Source organism: Pseudomonas sp. 5P_3.1_Bac2 (assembly GCF_025465995.1).
Lineage (GTDB): Bacteria > Pseudomonadota > Gammaproteobacteria > Pseudomonadales > Pseudomonadaceae > Aquipseudomonas.
The window spans coordinates 71,480-90,456 of sequence record NZ_JANLNY010000002.1; the positions used below are offsets into that span (position 1 = coordinate 71,480).

Below are 18,977 nucleotides of genomic sequence, written 5' to 3' on the forward strand. Positions count from 1 at the left end.
GCTGTAGTTGGCCATTGGTCGAGGTTTATAGCGCTTAAGTGCTGTTTATCTCTTACGCGTGCGCTGCTCGGCGCGCGTGTAAACACACTTTGACCAAGCGCCGTCGGTTAACAACGGCGCCTGGTCGGCACGGGCCTAGTTGGCCTGAGCCTTATTGCCACTGAAGCGGCTGCGCAGCACACCAATAATCATCGGCAACAAGGAGAGCAAGATGATGCCGATCACCAATAGGGACAGGTTCTTTTTGATAAAGGGCACGTTGCCGAAGTAGTAACCCAGAGTCACCAGGCCGCCGACCCAAAGGATGGTGCCGAATACGCTGAAGCTGACAAAGCGTAAGTAAGGCATGCGGGCGACGCCGGCGACAAAGGGGGCGAAGGTACGAATGATCGGCATGAAGCGCGCCAGGGTAATGGTTTTGCCGCCGTGCTTGTCGTAGAAGTCTTGGGTTTTTTGCAGGTAATCGCGGCGGAAAATCTTCGAGTCGGGGTTGCTGAATAACCGCTCACCGGCGGTGCGCCCAATCACATAGTTGGTACTGTCGCCCAATATTGCCGCCACCATGAGCAAGCCGCCTAGTAGCACTGGGTCCATACCGCCACCGGCTGCTACTGCTCCGGCAATAAACAAGAGCGAGTCGCCTGGCAGAAAAGGCATTACGACTAAGCCGGTTTCACAGAAGATCACCAAAAACAGGATGGCGTAGATCCAGGGACCGTAATTGTTCACCAGCAGATTGAGGTACACGTCGAGGTGGAGGATAAGATCGATCAGGTTGAAATCCATTGCACTACCTGTGTTCGAGGCCTGATTCGTAAGGCCAATGTGGTACTTGGGTTTGGCACAGCCAAAGGGTGTAGCTGGCTATTTAGGTTCGGCATTATAGGCAATGGATCGTGAATTACCTGTTTTGCTTGTAGCTAAGCATTACCAACACGTTGTGCCGGGCAGAAACATACCGCTGGCGGCTTGGTCTGGGGCTGATAGGGACAGCGCGGGAGAGTTATGGCGCGGTGAAGTCTTCGCTAATCGGCAGGACGAAGTTTTTAAATTCGCGGTCCTCGGTAAAACCAATCGACTCATAAAGTTTATGCGCCACCAAGTTATCCACACTAGAGGCGACACGTAAACGCACTGCGTTAGTCTCCTTGGCCATTTGTTTGGCGGCGTGGATCAGGTTATCGGCCACCAGCTGGCGGCGTGCGTCCTGGCACACGTAGATGTCGTTCAAGATCCATACGCGCTTAAGCGACAGCGACGAGAAGCTGGAGTACAGCTGGCAGAAGCCGAGGATTTTGTCGTCGTCATCCGATAGGGCCAGGTAAATCACTGACTCTTTGTTGCGGATGCGCCGCTCTAAGAATTTGCGCGAGGAGTCAGGGTAGGGCAGTTGGCCGAAGTGTTCGCGGTAGCTGACAAACAGCGGCGTAAGTTGCTCCAGATGCTCCAGGGTCGCTTGCACAATGCGCATGGTGAGCCTCGACTTCAGTCGGTTGATAGGGCTTGGCAGCAGCGAAGGGCTGCCGGTGAATGAGTCCGATCAGGGAGTTGATGCTGTCTAACGCCGGATTAACGCGCAATCCAAACAAGCCTTTGCTTTTGTGTGTTTCGACGCATTGATCCCCTGGCCCGAGCGTTCAGTCCAAGAGGAAGTTAGTGCTGGGATTTTGCCCATTCAGCACCGGTACTTCGGCTTCGTCTTTTAAGTTGACCCCCGAGAGCTGACGGCGACTGGCTTCGCGCATGAGGTAGAGCAACCGATGACTGGCCATGGCGTAGCTCAATCCTTCCAAGCGCACATTGGAGATGCAGTTGCGCGCGGCGTCGGTCAGCCCCACTTTCGGCGCATAAGTGAAGTACAGACCTAGGCTGTCCGGCGAACTTAAGCCGGGGCGCTCGCCGATCAGGATCACCACCATCTTCGCGCCGATTAGCTCGGCCACTTCATCGGCCACCGCGACGCGGCCCTGCTCAACCAAGCTGACTGGCGCCAGGCTCCAGCCTTCGCCTTGGGCCAGTTCGCTGATGCGTTGCAGCATGGGCTCGGCGTGGCGATGCACGGCCAGCGCCGATAGCCCATCAGCTACCACTAGGGCGAGGTCATAGCCTTGTGGCTGTGCCGCGCGGTGCTGGCGCAGCAGTTCGGCGGACTCCTCACTTAAACGGCGGCCCAAGTCCGGGCGCTGCAAATAGGTGTCGCGATCTTTGGCTGCGCTGTGTAGCAGCAGGCTCGGCAGTTGCTGCTGGGCCAGGGCCGCACTTAAGGCGGCGTGATCAAAGGGCAGGTGCACGGCATCGCGGGCCAGGGCGTGGGCAAACTGGAAGTCCAGTTGCGCTCGGGTCGGCAAGCTGGTGCCGGCGCGACCTAGGGCTATACGGGCGCTGGTGAGGCTGCGTAGCTCTTGCCAAGGGTTGGCCTGGGCCACTTGCACGGGTTTATCGGTCATTGCGCCCCTCCATTAATGCAACTGCGCCAAGGCTTGGCGAAATGCTGGCGGCAGTTGATTACTCAGCTGCAGGCCGGCAGCGCTGCGCTGGAATATACCCATGCGCTCCAGCCACGCGGCGAACTCTGGCGCTGGTTGCAGGCCGAGGCTCTGGCGGGCGTAGAGGGCGTCGTGGAACGAGGTGGTCTGGTAGTTGAGCATGATGTCGTCGGAGCCGGGGATACCCATGATGAAGTTGATCCCGGCCATGCCCAGCAGGCTGAGGAGCACGTCCATATCGTCCTGATCGGCCTCGGCGTGGTTGGTGTAGCAAATATCGCAGCCCATCGGCAGCCCCAGCAGCTTGCCGCAGAAGTGGTCTTCCAGGCCCGCGCGGATAATCTGTTTGCCGTTGTACAGGTACTCCGGGCCGATAAAGCCGACCACGGTGTTGACCAAAAACGGCTGGTAATGGCGCGCCACCGCATAGGCGCGAGTCTCGCAGGTTTGCTGATCCACCCCGTGGTTGGCCCCGGCCGACAGCGCGCTGCCCTGGCCGGTCTCGAAGTACATCAGGTTGTTGCCCAGAGTGCCGCGCTTCAGGCTTAAGCCGGCTTCGTAGCCCTCTTGGAGGATATTCAGGTTGATGCCAAAGCTGGCGTTGGCCGCCTCGGTGCCGGCAATCGACTGGAACACCAGGTCCAGCGGCACACCACGGTTGATCGCCTCAATCGAGGTGGTGACGTGGGTCAGCACGCAGGCCTGGGTGGGGATTTCATAGCGCTGGATGATCGCGTCGAGCATTTTCAGCAACTCGCTGATCGAACTCAGGCTGTCGGTGGCCGGGTTGATGCCGATCATGGCGTCGCCGTTGCCGTACAGCAGACCGTCGAGAATGCTCGCGGCGATGCCGGAGGGATCATCGGTGGGGTGGTTGGGCTGCAGGCGCGTCGACATATGTCCGCGTAGGCCGATGGTGTTGCGAAAGCGGCTGGTGACGCGGATTTTTTGCGCCACCAGGACTAAGTCCTGCACGCGCATCAGCTTGGATACCGCTGCTGCCATTTCGGGCGTTAGGCCCGGCGCTAAGGCGGCGAGGCTGTGTTCAGTGGCCGCATCGCTGAGCAGCCAGTCGCGGAAGCTGCCAACGGTTAGGTGGCTGACTGGGGCGAAGGCGGCGGCGTTGTGGTTGTCGATGATCAGGCGGGTGACTTCATCGCTCTCGTAAGGAATCAACGCTTCAGTTAAAAACTGCTTAAGCGGGATCTCGGCCAGGGCCATTTGCGCCGCGACCCGTTCGCCGGCGCTGCTGGCGGCGACGCCGGCTAAGTAATCACCGCTGCGCGCTGGGCTGGCCTTGGCCATGACATCCTTGAGGCTGTCGAAGCGGTAAGTCAGAGCGCCGACCGTATGTTGGTAGCTGGACATCCAAGTTCTCCCAAACTGGCGGACGCAGCCAAACTGCGTCCGCCCAAGTGTGTGCTACTTGAGGCTGGCCTCGGCCTCACTGATGGCGACAAATTCTTCCTCCGGCGTACCGGCCACCAAGTGGTGGCGGCTGTAGAAGGCGAAGTAGGCGATCAGTACAGCGTAGATAATCGCCGCACCAATGACCACGCGCGGGTCGACCAAGAATCCGGCGACCACCGCCACGCACGCCAGCACTAACGCGATACCGGAGGTCAGCACGCCACCTGGCGTACGGTAAGGGCGCGGCATATCCGGGCGTTTCACCCGCAGCGTGATATGGGCGGCCATCATCAGCACATAGGAGATGGTCGCGCCGAATACCGCCACCAGAATCAGCAGGTCGCCTTGGCCGGTCAGGGAGAGGGCAAAGCCGATCAAGCCTGGGACGATCAAGGCCAGCACCGGCACCTTATTCTTGTTGGTCAGCGACAGTGACCGCGGCAAGTAGCCGGCGCGGGACAGCGCAAAAATCTGCCGCGAGTAGGCGTAGATGATCGAGAAGAAACTGGCGATCAAACCCGCCAGGCCAATCAGGTTCACGAAGCTGCTCATCCAGGTGCTTTGCCCGTAGGCGATGGTCAGCGCTTCCACCAGCGGGTTGCCGGAAGCTTTGAGAGCTTCTGCGCCGGCGCCGCCTGGGCCGATCAGCAGAATCAGCAGGGCAAAGGCCAGCAGCACCAGCATGGCGCCGATCAGGCCGCGCGGCATATCGCGCTGCGGGTTGCGGGTTTCCTCGGCGGCCAGCGGCACGCCTTCCACCGCCAGGAAGAACCAGATGGCGTAAGGGATGGCTGCCCAGATACCGACATAACCCATGGGCAAAAAGCTGCTGGCGCCGCTGGCTTGTGTCGGCGCGATATTGAACAGGTTATCCCAGGAGAAGTGCGGCAGCATGCCGAGCAGGAACACCGCCAAGGCGATAGCGGCCACGGCGGTGATGATAAACATCAGCTTCAGCGCCTCACCGACGCCAAAGATATGGATGCCGATAAACAGGATGTAAAAGCCCAGATAAATGGCCCAGCCGCCGATGCCAAACAGTGACTCGCAATAGGCGCCGATAAACACCGCGATGGCGGCCGGGGCGATGGCGTATTCGATAAGGATCGCGGTACCGGTGAGAAAGCCGCCCAAAGGACCAAAGGCACTGCGGGCAAAACCATAGCCACCGCCGGCGGTGGGGATCATCGAGGACAGTTCAGCGAGGGAGAAACACATGCACAGGTACATCAAGGCCATCAGCAAGGTGGCGAGGAACATGCCGCCCCAGCCGCCTTGGGCCAAACCGAAGTTCCAGCCCGCGTAGTCGCCGGAAATCACATAGGCCACGCCGAGGCCGATCAACAGCACCCAACCGGCGGCGCCTTTCTTTAATTGTCGGCTAGCGAAGTAAGCGGCATCGACTTGCTCCAACTCGGTGCCTTGGGTGTGGCTAGGTGCCCCTAATTGTTCTGTTGTCATGACTTATCCTCATTAACCGCCGGGTCGGCACCGTGGTGCTGCCGGGCTTAGCTGTTGGCTGAAGGACTTGCCTGAGTAGAAGAGCAACTGCTGTGCCAATGCCTGTTGGTTTTTAGAGCAGCAAGACAACAACTAAACCGCCAGCCAATCAGTTTTGCCGCTCAGGCCGATGTCAGCGCCTTGGCCGGGGTGCGTGGCACGGCGCCGAGATTGCGCGTGGTTTCTGCCCTCTGCTGCGCCTGTGCTAACCTGCGGCCAGCGAAATTTAGGCTGCCAGGCAGCCGTTGTTAGGCCTTGCGGCCGTTTTTGAGGTCATCCATGCATATTCATATCCTCGGCATCTGCGGCACCTTTATGGGGTCCCTCGCCGTGCTGGCCAAGGAACTGGGCCACCGCGTGACCGGTTCTGACGCTAACGTTTATCCACCCATGAGCACCCAGCTCGAGGCACAGGGCATCCAGCTGACCCAGGGCTACGCCCCGGCGCAGCTGGAGCCGGCGCCAGATTTAGTGGTGATCGGTAACGCCATGTCACGGGGCAACCCAGCGGTTGAGTACGTGCTCAACCGGGGCCTGCCTTACGTCAGCGGCCCCCAGTGGCTGGCCGATCATGTCCTGCAAGGCCGTTGGGTGCTGGTCGTGGCCGGCACCCACGGTAAAACCAGCAGTTCGAGCATGCTGGCGTGGGTGCTGGAGCATGCCGGCATGAGCCCGGGCTTTTTGATTGGTGGCGTGCCGCAAAATTTCGGTATTTCCGCACGCTTGGGCGACACACCGTTCTTTGTGGTGGAGGCCGACGAATACGACAGCGCCTTCTTCGACAAACGCAGCAAGTTCGTGCATTACCGCCCACGCACGGCGATTCTGAATAACCTCGAATACGATCACGCCGACATCTTCCCGGATCTGGCGGCTATCGAGCGGCAATTCCATCACCTGGTGCGAACCATTCCCAGCGAGGGCCTGGTTATTCATCCCACCACTGAGCTGGCGCTTAAGCGCGTGCTCGAGATGGGCTGCTGGACCCCCGTGCACACCACCGGTGTTGGCGGGCAGTGGCAGGCACGCTTGCTCAGCGAGGACGGTTCGCGTTTTAGCGTGCTATTTGAAGGCCAAGAGGTCGGCGTGGTCGACTGGCAACTGACCGGCCAGCACAACGTGGCCAACGCCTTGGCCGTATTGGCCGCGGCGCGTCATGTCGGTGTGCTGCCGCAGCTGGGCACGGCAGCGCTGAGCCTGTTTATCAACGCCAAGCGGCGTATGGAGAAGGTCGCTGAGGTCAACGGCGTGACCATCTACGACGACTTCGCCCACCACCCTACGGCGATTGCCACCACGCTCGATGGCCTGCGCAAACGCATTGGCGCGTCTAAGCTGATCGCCATCGTTGAGCCGCGTTCCAACTCCATGAAACTTGGCGCCCACCGCGACGGCTTGCCGGAGTCGGTCAAACAGGCGGACTCGGTGTACTGGTACGCACCGCCTAATCTGGGCTGGGATCTGGCCGCCAGCGTGGCAGCCAGCAGCGTGCCGACGCAGGTCTGTGACTCACTGGAGGCGATCATCGCCGGAGTCAAAGCCGAAGTAGAGCCCGGCACCCAGGTGGTGGTGATGAGTAACGGCGGCTTTGGTGGCCTGCACGGCAAACTGGCGCAAGCGTTGGAGCAATAGATGAGCGGTCCCGAGCGCATTACCTTGGCCATGACTGGCGCTTCTGGCGCCCAGTACGGCCTGCGTCTGCTCGATTGCCTGGTGCGCGAGGAGCGCGAGGTGCACTTCCTCATCTCCAAGGCCGCGCAGTTGGTGATGGCCACAGAAACGGATGTGAGCCTGCCGGCCAAGCCGCAGGCCATGCAGCAGTTTTTGACCGAATACACCGGTGCCAGCGCCGGGCAGATCCGCGTGTATGGCAAGGAGGACTGGATGGCCCCGGTGGCCTCCGGCTCCGGCGCTCCAGCCGCCATGGTGGTGGTGCCGTGCAGCACTGGTACCTTATCGGCGATCGCCACGGGCGCCTGCAATAACTTGATTGAGCGCGCCGCCGATGTGGCGATCAAAGAGCGCCGCCAGTTGATTGTGGTGCCGCGCGAGGCGCCGTTCTCCAGCATCCACCTGGAGAACATGCTCAAGCTGTCCAATCTGGGGGTGACCATCCTGCCCGCCGCGCCAGGCTTTTATCACCAGCCACAAACCATCGATGACCTGATCGACTTCGTGGTGGCGCGCATTCTCAACTGTCTGAATATTCCGCAAGACATGCTGCCGCGCTGGGGCGAGCATCATCAGAGCAGTCCGGATGAGTAAGCTGCGGGCGGCGTTGTGCCTGATGCTGGCCGGGGGAGGGCTAGGTGGCTGCGCCACGGTGAAAACCCTGGACGCCGCCAAAGAAGGCGCGCCGGTGGTGTATGCCGGCACCCGCTTGGATTGGTACGCGATTCAGGGTGGCTGCTGCCCTGAAGTGCATTTCGGCACGCTGCCGCCGACCTTTCCCAGCCTGGACCTACCAGCCAGCGCCTTGCTCGATACCTTGTTATTGCCGATCTCGCTGCTGGTGAGTACCGGAGGCAGCGTGCATCTCAATGGCGGGCTGTAGGGCTACACGCGGGTTTATATGGCAGGTGCGTTTACGCCCGCGCATCTGTATCTAAAGCTGGGGCTCGCTAAGCTCGGAGCTACTGCGCGTCGTTAGCGGCGTCTTCTACTTCATCTTCGTCGTCATTATTGCCACTCACCGCACCTAAACATTGCAGGCTGTGGCTGGCGTCGTTGCTGTGGATATTCCAGCTGTCACTCGCCTCTTGGTAAGTGGCTGCGGCTACTTGAGCCAGGCTGAATTGCCATTTGCGTAGGTTGCGGCCGTCCATGCACTCAATGTTGAGGTGCTGGTCGTCGAGGCTGAACTGCCAAGCATGCAGGTTATCGATGATCAGCATGTCGGCGCCATTAAGGGCGCTCAGCAGGTCGGCGGGGGCTGTGCTCATAAGGTAAGGCTTCTGTTAGCGGCCAAGACGGCGCAGTTGATGGGATTCAATCACCCGGGTGCCGCTGCCTTCTTCGAGGGCTAGGCGCCAGAGTGCCCGCGATAATACATGGGCGGGGATACCGCGGTACTTGCCGGGTAATAAGCGCGACAGCGGCGCCAGTAAGTCTTCGGCCAAGCGCGTCGGCTGGCGCTGGCCGATCAGCAGGGAGGGGCGGGCGATGGTCAGCTGTGGCCAGTTTTGTTCACGCAGGGCTTGCTCCACTTCGCCTTTGACGCGGTTATAAAACACCGTGGACTGCGGATCGGCGCCGAGGGCGCTGACCACCAGCAGATGCCGGGCGCCTAGCTCGCGGGCGCGCTTGGCAAAGGCGATGACCAAGTCATAGTCCACCGCGCGAAACGCCTCTTGCGAGCCAGCTTGCTTAATGGTGGTGCCGAGGCAGCAGAAGGCGATTTCCACGCTGTCGTGTAGCTGCGGCAGCACTTCAAGCAACTCACCTTGCGGGTTGGATAAATGCGCGTGTGGCGCCAACGGGCGCCTAGTCGGCGCCACCACGCGGGTGACGGTGGGCTCACTCAACACGCGGTCCAGCAGGTGTTCACCAACCAAGCCGGTGGCGCCGGCAATCAGGATGTTCTGTGGCGTTAAATACATGCATGCAACTCCTTGCTGATCGATAGCCGCCAGCACCTTGTACTACTAGGGCTTGAGTTGTTCTGCCGAAACCGGCACAGGTTGATCATTTAAGGCTTTTTCAGCCTGTTGTTCGCGCAGTTTTCGCCACTGTTTGAGCACAGCTGGCGCCGCCCAGATTTGCGGCTGCGAAGGCTCGAAGCCGTCGGCCTGTTCGCGCTCAGCCACCGCTTTTTGAGCGAGGCTGAAGGCCCGTTGCAAATCGTCGGTTTGCTGCAGCGCCTCGGCAAACAGCGCGCGGCCAAAGTAGGTGAAGTCGTTCTCTTCCGAGCAGCCGAAGGACACCCGATCCGCGCGCGCGGCGGTGATGACTAAGGTTTTGTCATCTTTAAGCGCCGGGATAAAGCCGCCGGAATAGCAGGCGGAAATCACCACGATTTTATTGCGCTGCTTCAGTGGCAACAGCAGGCTGGCTAACTCGCTGGCCGGCAGATCGCTGAGTTGCAGGCGCGGCTGCACCAGGCTCAGTTCATGCTCGGCCGAACCGTGACTGGTGAGGTAGATAAAGATCACATCTTCGGGGCCTGTGCGCTGCGCCAAGACTTCAATGCTGCGGCCGAGGCTGGCGCTGGTGGCCAGTGGTCGATCCAACAGATGGTCGCGGTGATTGACCAAGCTCACTACGCCACGTGCGGCGAAGCGTTCGTGCAGTTGCTTGGCTACATAGTCGGCCTCGCGCATAAACACGCTTTGCTCGCCATCGCCGGCCAAGGTCAGGCCGTACAGTTCAATGGCAGGGCTGGAGGCCGGTAGCTGAGCCAGGGCTTGATCCAGCAAATGGCCCTGTTCGAGCAGGCCTTGGGCCAGAGCATCAGGCAGGTTTTTTCCGGAAGCGTCGCGCAGCAGTCGGCCTTGCTGCCAAACCCCGCTTTGCTGGCTGCCGTCAGCGTTCTTTAGGGTGCCTTGGCCTTGATAGCGGTCACGGCTGAATGCGCCGTCATACTGACTGCCATCGGCTAAGCGCAGTTGGCCTTTGCCGTGGTATCGCCAGTTACGGAATTGGCCTTGATAGTGGCTGCCGTCGCTGCCGGTAAATTCGCCTTTGCCGCTGAGCTGGCCGTCGACAAACTGACCGCTCCAGACGTCACCGCTCGAGCTTTGATAACGGCCTTGGCCGTGAAACTGATTGTGGCGGAACTCGCCGGTGTAGAGGTCGCCATCGGCACTTTTGTAGCTGCCTTGGCCGGTGAGCTGACCTTGCTTGAAGGTGCCGCTGAACTGACTGCCTTCGGCGTCATTGAGTACACCTAGGCCTGCGGGTGAGCCTTGCTTAAATTGGCCTTGATAGCTGGCACCGTTGCGCCATTTGAGCTGCCCCAAGCCATCGAACTGACCTTGTTTAAACTGGCCCTGATATTCCAGCTCGGCGTTGTCCAAGCGCCCCTCGCCATGGGGTTTACCTTGGCTGAATTGACCTTGGTAGCGGTTGCCGTTGCTGTACTGGAGGTTGCCTTGGCCGTTGAACTTACCTTGAGCAAACTCGCCTTGGTAGATCTCGCCCTGGCCGCTGTGCCATTCGCCTTGGCCGCTGTAGCTGCCGTCTTTAAAACTGCCTTCGAACCACTCGCCGTTGGCGTAGTCGATCCGGCCCTGACCTTGCAGTAAACCATCCACTACTGCCCCGCGATAACGACCGCCGTCGGGCAGCACCGCATCGGGCGGCAGTAACGGTTCACCATCGCCGCAAGCGCTTAGCAGCAGGGCGAAACTTAATGAAGCCAAGGCGGCAAGGCGGGGCATAGGACTCTTCCGGCTGGGTATAAGGTGCTGAGTATGCCTCAATCGTGGGGTAATGCTCGCTGGCGTAACAGACTAAGCCCCGACGCGCCGGACAAGCCGTGCGCGGGTGCAGGAATGACGAGCCTTAGCGGTTTAGACGAAGCACAGGGTCAGTGGTTCGGCGATATAGGCGGGTTTTTCCGAGCCTTCGATCTCCAGTACCACCTTGGCTTTGAGCAGCCATTGGCCGGGGTTCTTCTCGGTGACATCGAGCAAGGTCACAGCCAGACGTACCTTGGAGTTGACCCGCACCGGCTGGATAAAACGCACGCTGTCCAGGCCGTAGTTGACGGCCATCTTCAGGCCCTGTGGGAGGATCATGATGCCTTCCATCAGCTTGGGCACCAGCGACAGCGAGAGAAAACCATGGGCGATGGTGCTGCCAAAGGGGGTGAGCTTGGCTTTTTCCGGATCGACATGGATGAACTGATGATCACCGGTGCATTCGGCAAACTGATTGATCCGCTCTTGGTCGATGGTCAACCAATCAGAGCGACCTAACTCTTTACCTACGTAACTGGACAGTTCTGCGGCTGGGACTGAAGTCATGGCTTCTCCTTGGGGATACCTGTTGTTGTGTTATTGCGTATTCCTTCGGGGCTTAGATCATCACGCTCGGGGGCTAGGGTCAAGTGCCCGGAAATCGCTACTATGGGCGCCTGTTTTATGGCCTAAGCCGCTGTAACACAGGTGTTTGCGGGCGCTTACGCTTATACTGCGGCGCAGGATTATAAGTACTAGAGATTATCCATCATGCTGTTAAGGGGTGTTTCCTGGTTGGTGCTGTTCCAGTTGCTCGGTACTGCGCTGAACGTGTTGTTGTTGCCCATGTTGCCGGGGCCAATCATTGGTCTGGTCTTACTGTTTGGCTTTTTGCTGCTACGTGGGGAAGTCAGCGAACCGCTGCGCGAAGCCTCCACGACCCTGCTCAAATACTTGCCGCTGCTGCTGGTGCCCCCGGCGGTTGGGGTGATGGCTTATATGGAGCCAATCAGTGCGGACTTCTGGGCGGTGGCCGGTACCTTGCTGCTGTCGCTGTTGATCGGGCTGCTTTTTGCCGGCTACCTGATGCAGAAGCTGATTGAGCGCAAACAGCGGCGGGAGCGGCCATGAGTATTGAATGGCAGGCGGCCTGGCAGGCCGTAGTGCAACATCCGTTGTTTGGCGTGGGCATCACCCTCGGCGCTTATCAGTTGGCGGTGGCCGCCTACGAGAAAACCCGCTGGGTGTTTTTACAGCCGGTACTGGTGTCGATGCTGGCGGTAATTGGCGTGCTGCTGGCCTGCGGCCTGAACTTTGCCCAGTACAAAGACAGCGTAAAGGCCCTGACCCTGTTCCTCGGCCCGGCCACCGTGGCCTTGGCGGTGCCGCTGTTCTTAAATCTGCGACGCATTCGTGAGCTGTTCTGGCCCGTGCTGATTACCTTGGTGGTCGGCGGCATCTTTGCTACCTCCCTAGGGGTAGGTTTGGCTTGGGCGTTTGGCGCAGATCATATGATCCTCATGAGCATGGCGCCGAAGTCGGTGACTTCGCCGATTGCCATGCTGGTGGCCGAAGAGATCGGTGGTATCGCGGCGTTGGCGGCAGTGTTTGTCATGCTCACCGGGATTATCGGCGCGATTGCCGGGCCGTCGTTGCTCAAGCGCTTCGGCGTACGGCATCCGGCGGCCATGGGCCTGGCCCTGGGGATCACCGCCCACGCAGTGGGCACCTCGCGGGCGCTGCAGGAGAGTGAAGAATGCGGCGCCTTTGCTGCGCTGGGCATGAGCTTGATGGGCGTGTTTACCGCGGTGTTCCTGCCCTTGGTGATTTTGTTCTGGCTCTAAGGAGAAGGTCGTGAGCTTAGCGCTGTTCCCCCTCAATACGGTGCTGTTTCCCGGCTGTAATCTGGACTTGCAGATTTTTGAGCCGCGCTACCTGAGTCTGATCAGCCGCTGCATGAAGCAAAACAGCAGCTTCGGCGTGGTGTGCATTGTCGACGGAGCGGAGGTGGGCGCGGCGGCGGCTGAATTGGCCGCAGTTGGTTGTGAGGCGTTGATTCGCGACTTCCAGCAATTGCCCAACGGCTTGCTCGGTATTCGCGTGATCGGCGGCCGGCGTTTTCGCGTCGAGCGCGCGCAGGTGTTGGCTGATCAACTGACCATGGCTGAAGTGCAGTGGCTGGATGAGCCACCAGCGCTGCCGCTGGATGCCGAGCACGATGACTTGCTGGCGCTGCTCGGCGCCTTGAGTGCGCATCCTATGGTGGCTTCGCTGGGCTTGCCCAGTCCGGTGGCTGACCAGCATGGCTTGCTCAATCAGCTGGCGTACCTGTTGCCACTCGACAGTCAGCGCAAGGTGCAGCTGTTGGCCATGGACGATATCGATGCCGGCTTGCAGCTGCTCCAGCAATTGCTTGAGCAGCTGCAGGCGGGGGTCAGTGCTGGTACATAACCAGGCCGCTGGACAGCTTAAATACGGTGATGCTGAGCAACATCACGATCACGCTTGGCAGCAGTAACCACCAAATTTTACTGGGCATGGCTGGCAGCGGCTTTTGCCACTGCACCAAGGCCAGGCTGATGGCGCACATGCAACTGGCGAGCATGGCGCCGGCGATCACGTCAGTGGGCCAATGCACGCCTAAATACACCCGCGACATGGCAATCGCCAGGGCCGGTAAGCTGGCCACCAGCAGCCAGGTCAAACGCTGACGTGGCGCTTGCTCGCGCCCGGCAAGCACGCCCAAGACCAAGAAAAAGGCAAAGGACGCTGAGCTATGCCCGCTGGGGAAGCTGTAGCTGCCGAGCGGATCGAGCAGAATCTGCGGCCGTGGCCGTTCAAAAATGGCTTTCAGCAGGCCATTGCCGATGGCACTGCCCAAGGTACTGCCGATGGCCAGGGCCAGTGCGCGTCGCTGCCGCCCGACCAGCAGGATCACTCCCAACAGCACGGCGGCGGCCAGTTGCGTGCGCCAATCGCCAACGCGGGTGATCAGCACCATCAGCATGTCCAAGTGCTCGCTGCGCTGCTCCTGCACCAGTGTCATCAGGCCGTGATCCAAATCGCTCAGCCGCGGCCAGCTGGCCATCAGCGCCACCAACAAGGCGAGGCTGCTCAGGGCGGCAAATAAGCTGGCCCAACGCAGGCGTTTAGTACTGGCCCAGATGCTCAGGCCGAGTACCAGACCAATGCCGAAGACGACGAACCCGGCCTGCTGCCAGAAGCCCGGCGGCAGCGGCAAGCGAAATGCCGCGCCGGTAGCCCAGCCGGGCAGCATATAGGCCACCGCCCAACCCACCGAAGCCAGCACACTGACGGCGAAGAAGCGCCCAAACGGCATATTCAGCATGCCCGCCACCGTCGGTAGCATCGGGCGGAGTGGGCCGATAAAGCGTCCGACTAACAGGCTGATCACACCATTGCGCTGGAAGAATTCCTCCGCCGAGGCGAGCCATTTGGGATGGCTGCGCAGCACCGGCAGACGGTGAATATCCTGGTGGTAATAACGGCCAATACCGTAGGACATGATATCGCCGAGCAAACCGCCAAGCGTGGCCAGCAGCAAGGTTTCCCACAGGCTCAGCGCGCCGCTGCCGGCCAGTACCGCCAAGGCCAAGAGCAGCACTGCGCCAGGTATGACAATGCCGATAATGGTCAGGCACTCCAGGCAGGCCACCACAAATACCGCCACGCCGAGCCACTGCGGGTTAGCGCCCAGCCAAAGGTTGATGGAGTCTAGCCATTGGCTCATGAGTCACGATCCTTGGGGTTTAACAGGTGGTAGTGCAGGCCTGATTGTTGGCCGCGACGCAGTGGGTTACGCGTGCAAAAGCGCGCGTACTCGGCGTCCACAAAGCGGTGCAGCAGGTGCTCATCGCGCCCGGCGGGAATCCCTAAGCGCGGGCATTGGATAATCTGCGCCGGCGTTTGCCCGATGTCTTCGACAAACAGGCGCTGCTCATCGAAGCGCTGGGCGTCCCAGTCCGGCACTTTCAGGCCCAAGGCGCGGCACAGCAGGGTTTGCCCGGCGCACAGTTGCTCAGGCGGGCGCGCTTGGCCTTGGGCGTTGGGGTTGTTGGCTTGCATCTGCGCCACGCTGGCGGGACCGCTGTGCTGATCCTGCCAGGTGAAGGCCGATTTAATCAGCACCGCGTTGCCAGGCCCCTGGGCGCTGAAGTTCAGCGAGTCGCCGCCGCGGGCGTAATACATATAGATATGTCCGCCATCCATAAACAGGGCGCGACGCTTGTGGGTGTAGCCGAGGGACGCGTGGCTGCCTTTTTCTGCGAGGTAATACGCCTCGGTCTCGATGATGCGGGCGCTAAGCCACAACTCGCCAACACGATGGCGAATAATTTTGCCCAGAAGCTCTTGGGCAAGCAGGCAGGCGTCACGGTCAAAAAAAGCGGCGCTAAGGGCGCGGCCGATGGGCCACGGCGGGCGGGCTGAGCTTGGGTTAGACATAGGCCGTTGGGGCTGATTACAGGGCAAAGGCCGACAATGATAACAACAACTTATTGAATATTAGCTGTCGGGGCAGTCTAGCTTAGTAGCCGCTGGCTGAGCCGAGTTCAATCAGGTCAAGGCCTTAGTCATCGGCACGCAAGCCAGTTGCAAGCCAGTGCTTGACTGGTGCAGCGCTTGCTGTTCGCCGGTAAAGCCTCTGCGGCGATAAAAGTCCACGGCGTTGAGCGTGGCTTCTAAGCGCAGTTGGGTGAGGCCGGCTTGCCGGGCCAGTGCCTCAAGATGTGCCAGCATTTGCTGGCCAAGCCCTTGGCGAGCGTAATCCGGCAGTACAAACAGCGCATCCACTTCTCCCGTACTCGGGTTTAGCGCGCCGCTGGCGATGGGTTGGGCATTCAGGCAGGCCAGGTGGTAATCCCGCGCCACCCAGTCTTGGTAGGCTTCACTCAGGCTGACCTCAGTCCAGCGCTGGATCTGCTCGGCAGTGTAGGCTCCGAGGCATTGGTGTTGAATGGCAAGGCGGCGAATCTCTAGGGCAGTGGGCGCATCCTCGCGGGTGGCGCGGCGGATCTTTAGCATGGCGACACGTCCTTGTGTGGGGCTGCTCACTGTAACCCAGGGCGGCTAATTCTTGCTGTTTTACCTGGAGGGTTGGCGTGCTGAAGGATCAACTGATCGCCGCGGGCTTTTCTGTGCCTGCAAGCGCGCCTGCGTTGCCCAATGCTGCCGGCGCGCTTGTGCTCTGCTAAGCCTCAGGTCGGCGCGAGCTTTTGCTCAAACACCGCTACGCCATCCAGATCACGCAAGGTGACACTGAGTTCGCCGCTTTGTGCCTCGATATTGACCTCACCGAAAAACTGATAGCCGGCAAACGGCGAAGTGTTTTGCGCCGGTGGCGCCTTTTGAAACACCAGTTGCGGGCCGAAGGTCGCGTCCAGTGCGTTGGGGCCGAAGCTGCCGGCATTCAGCGGCCCGGCAACAAATTCCCAGAACGGCTCGAAGTCCTGAAAGCTGGCGTGGTTGGGGTCGTAATGATGGGCTGCACAGTAGTGCACATCGGCCGTCAGCCATACGTGGTTGCGCACTTGATGTTGGCGTAAAAACCCAAGCAGCTCGGCAATCTCCAGCTCGCGGCCTTGGGCGGCGCCCGGTTCCGCATTGGCGATGGCCTCCCAGCGTGCTACGCCTGGGCTGACTTCGCCGTCGGGTACCGCCAGGCCAATGGGCATATCGGCGGCGACGATCTTCCACTGGGCACGGGAATCTTTCAGACCGTGCTTGAGCCAGTCCAGCTGCTCGCGCCCCAGGAAGGCTTTGCGGGCGCCTAAGTTGTCATCATTCGGCCCGCGATAGCTGCGCATATCCAGCACAAACACGTCCAGCAGCGGCCCGTAGCTGAGTTTGCGGTAGATGCGTGCGCCTGAATCGGCGCGTTGGCTGCGCATTGGCGCGTATTCCAACCAAGCCTGACGGCCACGGCTGACCAAGGTATTGATGTCCTTCACCTGATAACGCTCGTCCAGCACCTTGCTCGGCGACCAGTTGTTGACGATCTCATGGTCGTCCCACTGCCAGATCTGCGGCACTTCGGCGTTGAAGCGGCGCAGGTTGTCATCCAGCAGGTTGTAGCGGTAGTTGCCGCGATAGTCGTCGAGGGTCTGGGCGACATGGCTTTTGGCTTCGGTGGTGAGGTTGCGCCAGATGCGTCCGTCCTCGACGCTGATCTGCGCCGGCACCGGGCTGTCAGCGTAGATGGTGTCGCCACTGTGGATAAAGAAGTCCGGCAGGCGCCTGCGCATCGCGTCGTAAATGCGCATGCCGCCGATGTCCGGGTTGATGCCAAAGCCTTGGCCTACGGTGTCGCCGCTCCAGACGAAACGAATGTCGCGGGCCTGACTGGGCGCGCTGCGCAGGTGGCCGAACCAAGGCTCGCTGGCCACGCCTGAGTGGGCGTCCTCGAAGGTGACACGGTAGAAAATCGCCTGATCCGCCGGCAAGCCGGTGAGTTCGACACGGGCGGTGAAATCGCTGCGGGCATCGGTGAGAGCCGAGACTTGTTTGCGCGGATTACCGAATTGGCTGCGGGTGTCCCACTCCACGAGCATGCGTGCCGGGCGGTCGGTACGACTCCAGATGATCGCCCGGTCCCCCAGGAGATCGCCGGATTGCACGCCATCGGTGAGTTGTGGCCGTTCTTTGGCTGAGGCCAGCACCGCCGGCGCCAGGCTCGGCAGCAGCAAACTGGCGCCGGCGGTTTGCAGCAGGCGGCGCCTGCCCAGTAGAAAGTCGTGCATCGGTTGCTCCTCGCGGGTGGCAAAGGGGCAACTTAGTCAGGGGCTATGACGCTCAGATGACAGATGTCAGGCATTGGGCGCGGCGGCAGTGGCTTTGAGCGTGACCCAGGCCACTGCCGGGCGCTGCTTAGAAAATCGTCAGGTTGTAGCTCAGGATCAAGCGCACTTCGTTGACGTCTCGCGCCGACTGTTCGTAGTTGGTGCGGTAAGTGGCGTTACGCAGGCGCATGCTCAAGTCCTTAAAGGTGCCGCTTTGCACCACGTACTTGAGCTCGGTGTCGCGCTCCCATTCCTTACCTTCCTCGCCATTGGCCAGGGTGATGCCGTCGCCGCTGACGTAGCGGGTCATAAAGCTCAAGCCAGGTGCGCCGATGTAGCGCATGTCCCAGTCGTAACGCAGTTGCCAGGAACGCTCATCCGGGTTGGCGAAGTCGTTCACCTGCAGGTAGTTGTTGAGGTACGGGTTGCTGCCATCCAGATAGGGCATGGCCGTGTCGCCGAACATGCGCTGCCAGCCGGCGCTCAGGGTATGGCCGTTGATGCCATAGGAAAACAGCATGCTCAGGGCGCGGTTGTCGATATGCCCGGCGCGGGCCTGGCCGTCGTCGCTGCTATCAAACCAGCGCAGGTCGGCGCCGAAGCTGCCTGGGCCGAATTTCTGCTTGCCGACAAAGCCGACAAAGCGTTGGCGATACACGTTCTCCAGACCGCCCTGGGCGTACTGGGCCAGCCAGTGATCGCTGAGTTTGTAGTCGAGCTGGTAGCTGTCGAAGCGGTTGCCGGTGGTGTCGCAGGCATAGCGCTTGTTTTTGCAGTGGATGCGGATGTCCTGCTGGTCGCTGGAGTCGCGCGCGGTGTAACGCTCCAGGCGCGTGATGCTGAGCTTGAAGTCTTTAAGCTCCTGGCTGGTCAGCTGGGCGCCGTGGAACATATTCGGCAGCAGGCGGCCGTCGTTGTATTTCAGCAGTGGCATTTCCGGCAGCAGGGCGCCGTATTTCAGCTCAGTCTTGGACAGGCGCATTTTTCCGGTCACCCCTGCCTTGGCGTATTGATCCGCCGAGTGGCGCGGGTCGCTGCCGGTGGCGGGGAACATGCCGCTGTTGCTATCGGCTGGGCTGGAGTCGAGCTTGATGCCGAGCATGCCGATGGCGTCCAGGCCAAATTGCACGGTGCCTTCGGTGTAGCCCGATTGCAGGTTGAGAATAAAACCTTCGCCGGTTTCCTCGCGCTTGGAGGCGCCCTGGGGGTTGGACGTACTGCCGTCGCGGAAGTCTCGGTTGAAGTACAGGGTGCGGGCTTCCAAGCTGGCCTTACTGTCTTCAAAAAACGCGGCGCTGGCGGGCAGGGCTATGCCGCTGCACAGCACTAGGGCGCTGACACGTCTGAAAGCGAAGGGGCTACGGGGCTGATTAAGCGAAGACATG

20 protein-coding genes are annotated in these 18,977 nt (G+C 60.6%); 6 read left to right on the top strand and 14 right to left on the bottom strand.

Annotated features, from left to right (window positions below; genetic code table 11):
• Positions 1–135: 135 nt before the first annotated feature.
• The 5 genes from NTD81_RS00325 to eat form a co-directional block, all read right to left on the bottom strand.
• Positions 136–786 carry a DedA family protein gene (locus tag NTD81_RS00325; protein ID WP_262178210.1) on the bottom strand — a complete coding sequence of 217 codons (651 nt, stop codon included), beginning with the start codon at positions 784–786 and terminating at the stop codon, positions 136–138.
• Positions 787–1,003: 217 nt separating this feature from the next.
• Positions 1,004–1,471, bottom strand: a complete 468-nt coding sequence (locus NTD81_RS00330; protein WP_262178212.1) for a GNAT family N-acetyltransferase — start codon at positions 1,469–1,471, stop codon at positions 1,004–1,006.
• Between the two features lie 166 nt (positions 1,472–1,637).
• Positions 1,638–2,447: an ethanolamine ammonia-lyase subunit EutC gene (gene eutC / locus NTD81_RS00335; RefSeq protein WP_262178214.1), complete on the bottom strand. Its 810-nt coding sequence runs from the start codon at positions 2,445–2,447 to the stop codon at positions 1,638–1,640.
• 12 nt (positions 2,448–2,459) lie between these two features.
• Positions 2,460–3,854 carry an ethanolamine ammonia-lyase subunit EutB gene (locus tag NTD81_RS00340; protein WP_262178216.1) on the bottom strand — a complete coding sequence of 465 codons (1,395 nt, stop codon included), beginning with the start codon at positions 3,852–3,854 and terminating at the stop codon, positions 2,460–2,462.
• A gap of 54 nt (positions 3,855–3,908) precedes the next feature.
• Complete coding sequence (eat, locus tag NTD81_RS00345; RefSeq protein ID WP_262178218.1) at positions 3,909–5,357, bottom strand: ethanolamine permease; 1,449 nt, start codon at positions 5,355–5,357, stop codon at positions 3,909–3,911.
• Positions 5,358–5,675: 318 nt separating this feature from the next.
• On the opposite strand from eat, the gene mpl reads away from it, so the two are divergent.
• Genes mpl through NTD81_RS00360 form a run of 3 tightly spaced genes read left to right on the top strand, consistent with a single transcriptional unit; the run spans position 5,676 to position 7,950 of the window.
• Positions 5,676–7,028, top strand: coding sequence for a UDP-N-acetylmuramate:L-alanyl-gamma-D-glutamyl-meso-diaminopimelate ligase (mpl, locus tag NTD81_RS00350; protein WP_262178220.1), 1,353 nt, complete (start codon positions 5,676–5,678; stop codon positions 7,026–7,028).
• A complete protein-coding gene (gene ubiX, locus NTD81_RS00355; RefSeq protein ID WP_262178222.1) occupies positions 7,029–7,661 on the top strand; it encodes a flavin prenyltransferase UbiX in 633 nt (210 codons plus the stop codon). It abuts the gene before it with no gap.
• 1 nt (position 7,662) lies between these two features.
• Entirely contained in the window at positions 7,663–7,950 is a 288-nt protein-coding gene (locus NTD81_RS00360) for a YceK/YidQ family lipoprotein (RefSeq protein WP_262178627.1), read from the top strand.
• A gap of 79 nt (positions 7,951–8,029) precedes the next feature.
• Here NTD81_RS00360 and NTD81_RS00365 read toward each other — a convergent pair whose 3' ends face one another.
• From NTD81_RS00365 to NTD81_RS00380, 4 genes are all read right to left on the bottom strand, one after another.
• Entirely contained in the window at positions 8,030–8,338 is a 309-nt protein-coding gene (locus NTD81_RS00365) for a DUF5629 family protein (protein WP_262178224.1), read from the bottom strand.
• 15 nt (positions 8,339–8,353) lie between these two features.
• On the bottom strand, positions 8,354–8,995 hold the full coding sequence (locus NTD81_RS00370) for an NAD(P)H-binding protein (protein WP_262178226.1): 642 nt from the start codon (positions 8,993–8,995) through the stop codon (positions 8,354–8,356).
• Positions 8,996–9,040: 45 nt separating this feature from the next.
• Entirely contained in the window at positions 9,041–10,774 is a 1,734-nt protein-coding gene (locus tag NTD81_RS00375; protein WP_262178228.1) for a C13 family peptidase, read from the bottom strand.
• A gap of 132 nt (positions 10,775–10,906) precedes the next feature.
• On the bottom strand, positions 10,907–11,362 hold the full coding sequence (locus NTD81_RS00380; RefSeq protein WP_262178230.1) for a MaoC family dehydratase: 456 nt from the start codon (positions 11,360–11,362) through the stop codon (positions 10,907–10,909).
• Positions 11,363–11,566: 204 nt separating this feature from the next.
• Between NTD81_RS00380 and NTD81_RS00385 the strand changes: the two genes are divergently transcribed.
• The 3 genes from NTD81_RS00385 to NTD81_RS00395 are packed head-to-tail and all read left to right on the top strand — an operon-like array spanning position 11,567 to position 13,246.
• A complete protein-coding gene (locus NTD81_RS00385; RefSeq protein WP_262178232.1) occupies positions 11,567–11,926 on the top strand; it encodes a CidA/LrgA family protein in 360 nt (119 codons plus the stop codon).
• A complete protein-coding gene (locus tag NTD81_RS00390) occupies positions 11,923–12,639 on the top strand; it encodes an LrgB family protein (RefSeq protein ID WP_262178234.1) in 717 nt (238 codons plus the stop codon). Before NTD81_RS00385 ends, NTD81_RS00390 begins: the two co-directional genes overlap by 4 nt.
• A 10-nt stretch (positions 12,640–12,649) precedes the next feature.
• Positions 12,650–13,246, top strand: coding sequence for an LON peptidase substrate-binding domain-containing protein (locus NTD81_RS00395; RefSeq protein ID WP_262178236.1), 597 nt, complete (start codon positions 12,650–12,652; stop codon positions 13,244–13,246).
• On the opposite strand, the gene NTD81_RS00400 is transcribed toward NTD81_RS00395, so the two are convergent.
• From NTD81_RS00400 to NTD81_RS00420, 5 genes are all read right to left on the bottom strand, one after another.
• Positions 13,230–14,546 (bottom strand): bifunctional DedA family/phosphatase PAP2 family protein, encoded by a 1,317-nt coding sequence (locus NTD81_RS00400; RefSeq protein WP_262178238.1) that lies wholly within the window; start codon positions 14,544–14,546, stop codon positions 13,230–13,232. The genes NTD81_RS00395 and NTD81_RS00400 overlap by 17 nt on opposite strands.
• Positions 14,543–15,259 carry a DNA-3-methyladenine glycosylase gene (locus tag NTD81_RS00405; protein WP_262178240.1) on the bottom strand — a complete coding sequence of 239 codons (717 nt, stop codon included), beginning with the start codon at positions 15,257–15,259 and terminating at the stop codon, positions 14,543–14,545. Before NTD81_RS00405 ends, NTD81_RS00400 begins: the two co-directional genes overlap by 4 nt.
• 111 nt (positions 15,260–15,370) lie before the next feature.
• On the bottom strand, positions 15,371–15,838 hold the full coding sequence (locus NTD81_RS00410) for a GNAT family N-acetyltransferase (protein ID WP_262178242.1): 468 nt from the start codon (positions 15,836–15,838) through the stop codon (positions 15,371–15,373).
• A gap of 173 nt (positions 15,839–16,011) precedes the next feature.
• Positions 16,012–17,553, bottom strand: a complete 1,542-nt coding sequence (locus tag NTD81_RS00415; RefSeq protein ID WP_262178244.1) for an alkaline phosphatase D family protein — start codon at positions 17,551–17,553, stop codon at positions 16,012–16,014.
• Positions 17,554–17,680: 127 nt separating this feature from the next.
• The gene (locus NTD81_RS00420; RefSeq protein ID WP_262178246.1) at positions 17,681–18,976 is read right to left on the bottom strand and encodes an OprD family porin; all 1,296 of its coding nucleotides are present in this window, start codon (positions 18,974–18,976) and stop codon (positions 17,681–17,683) included.
• Position 18,977: the final 1 nt, after the last annotated feature.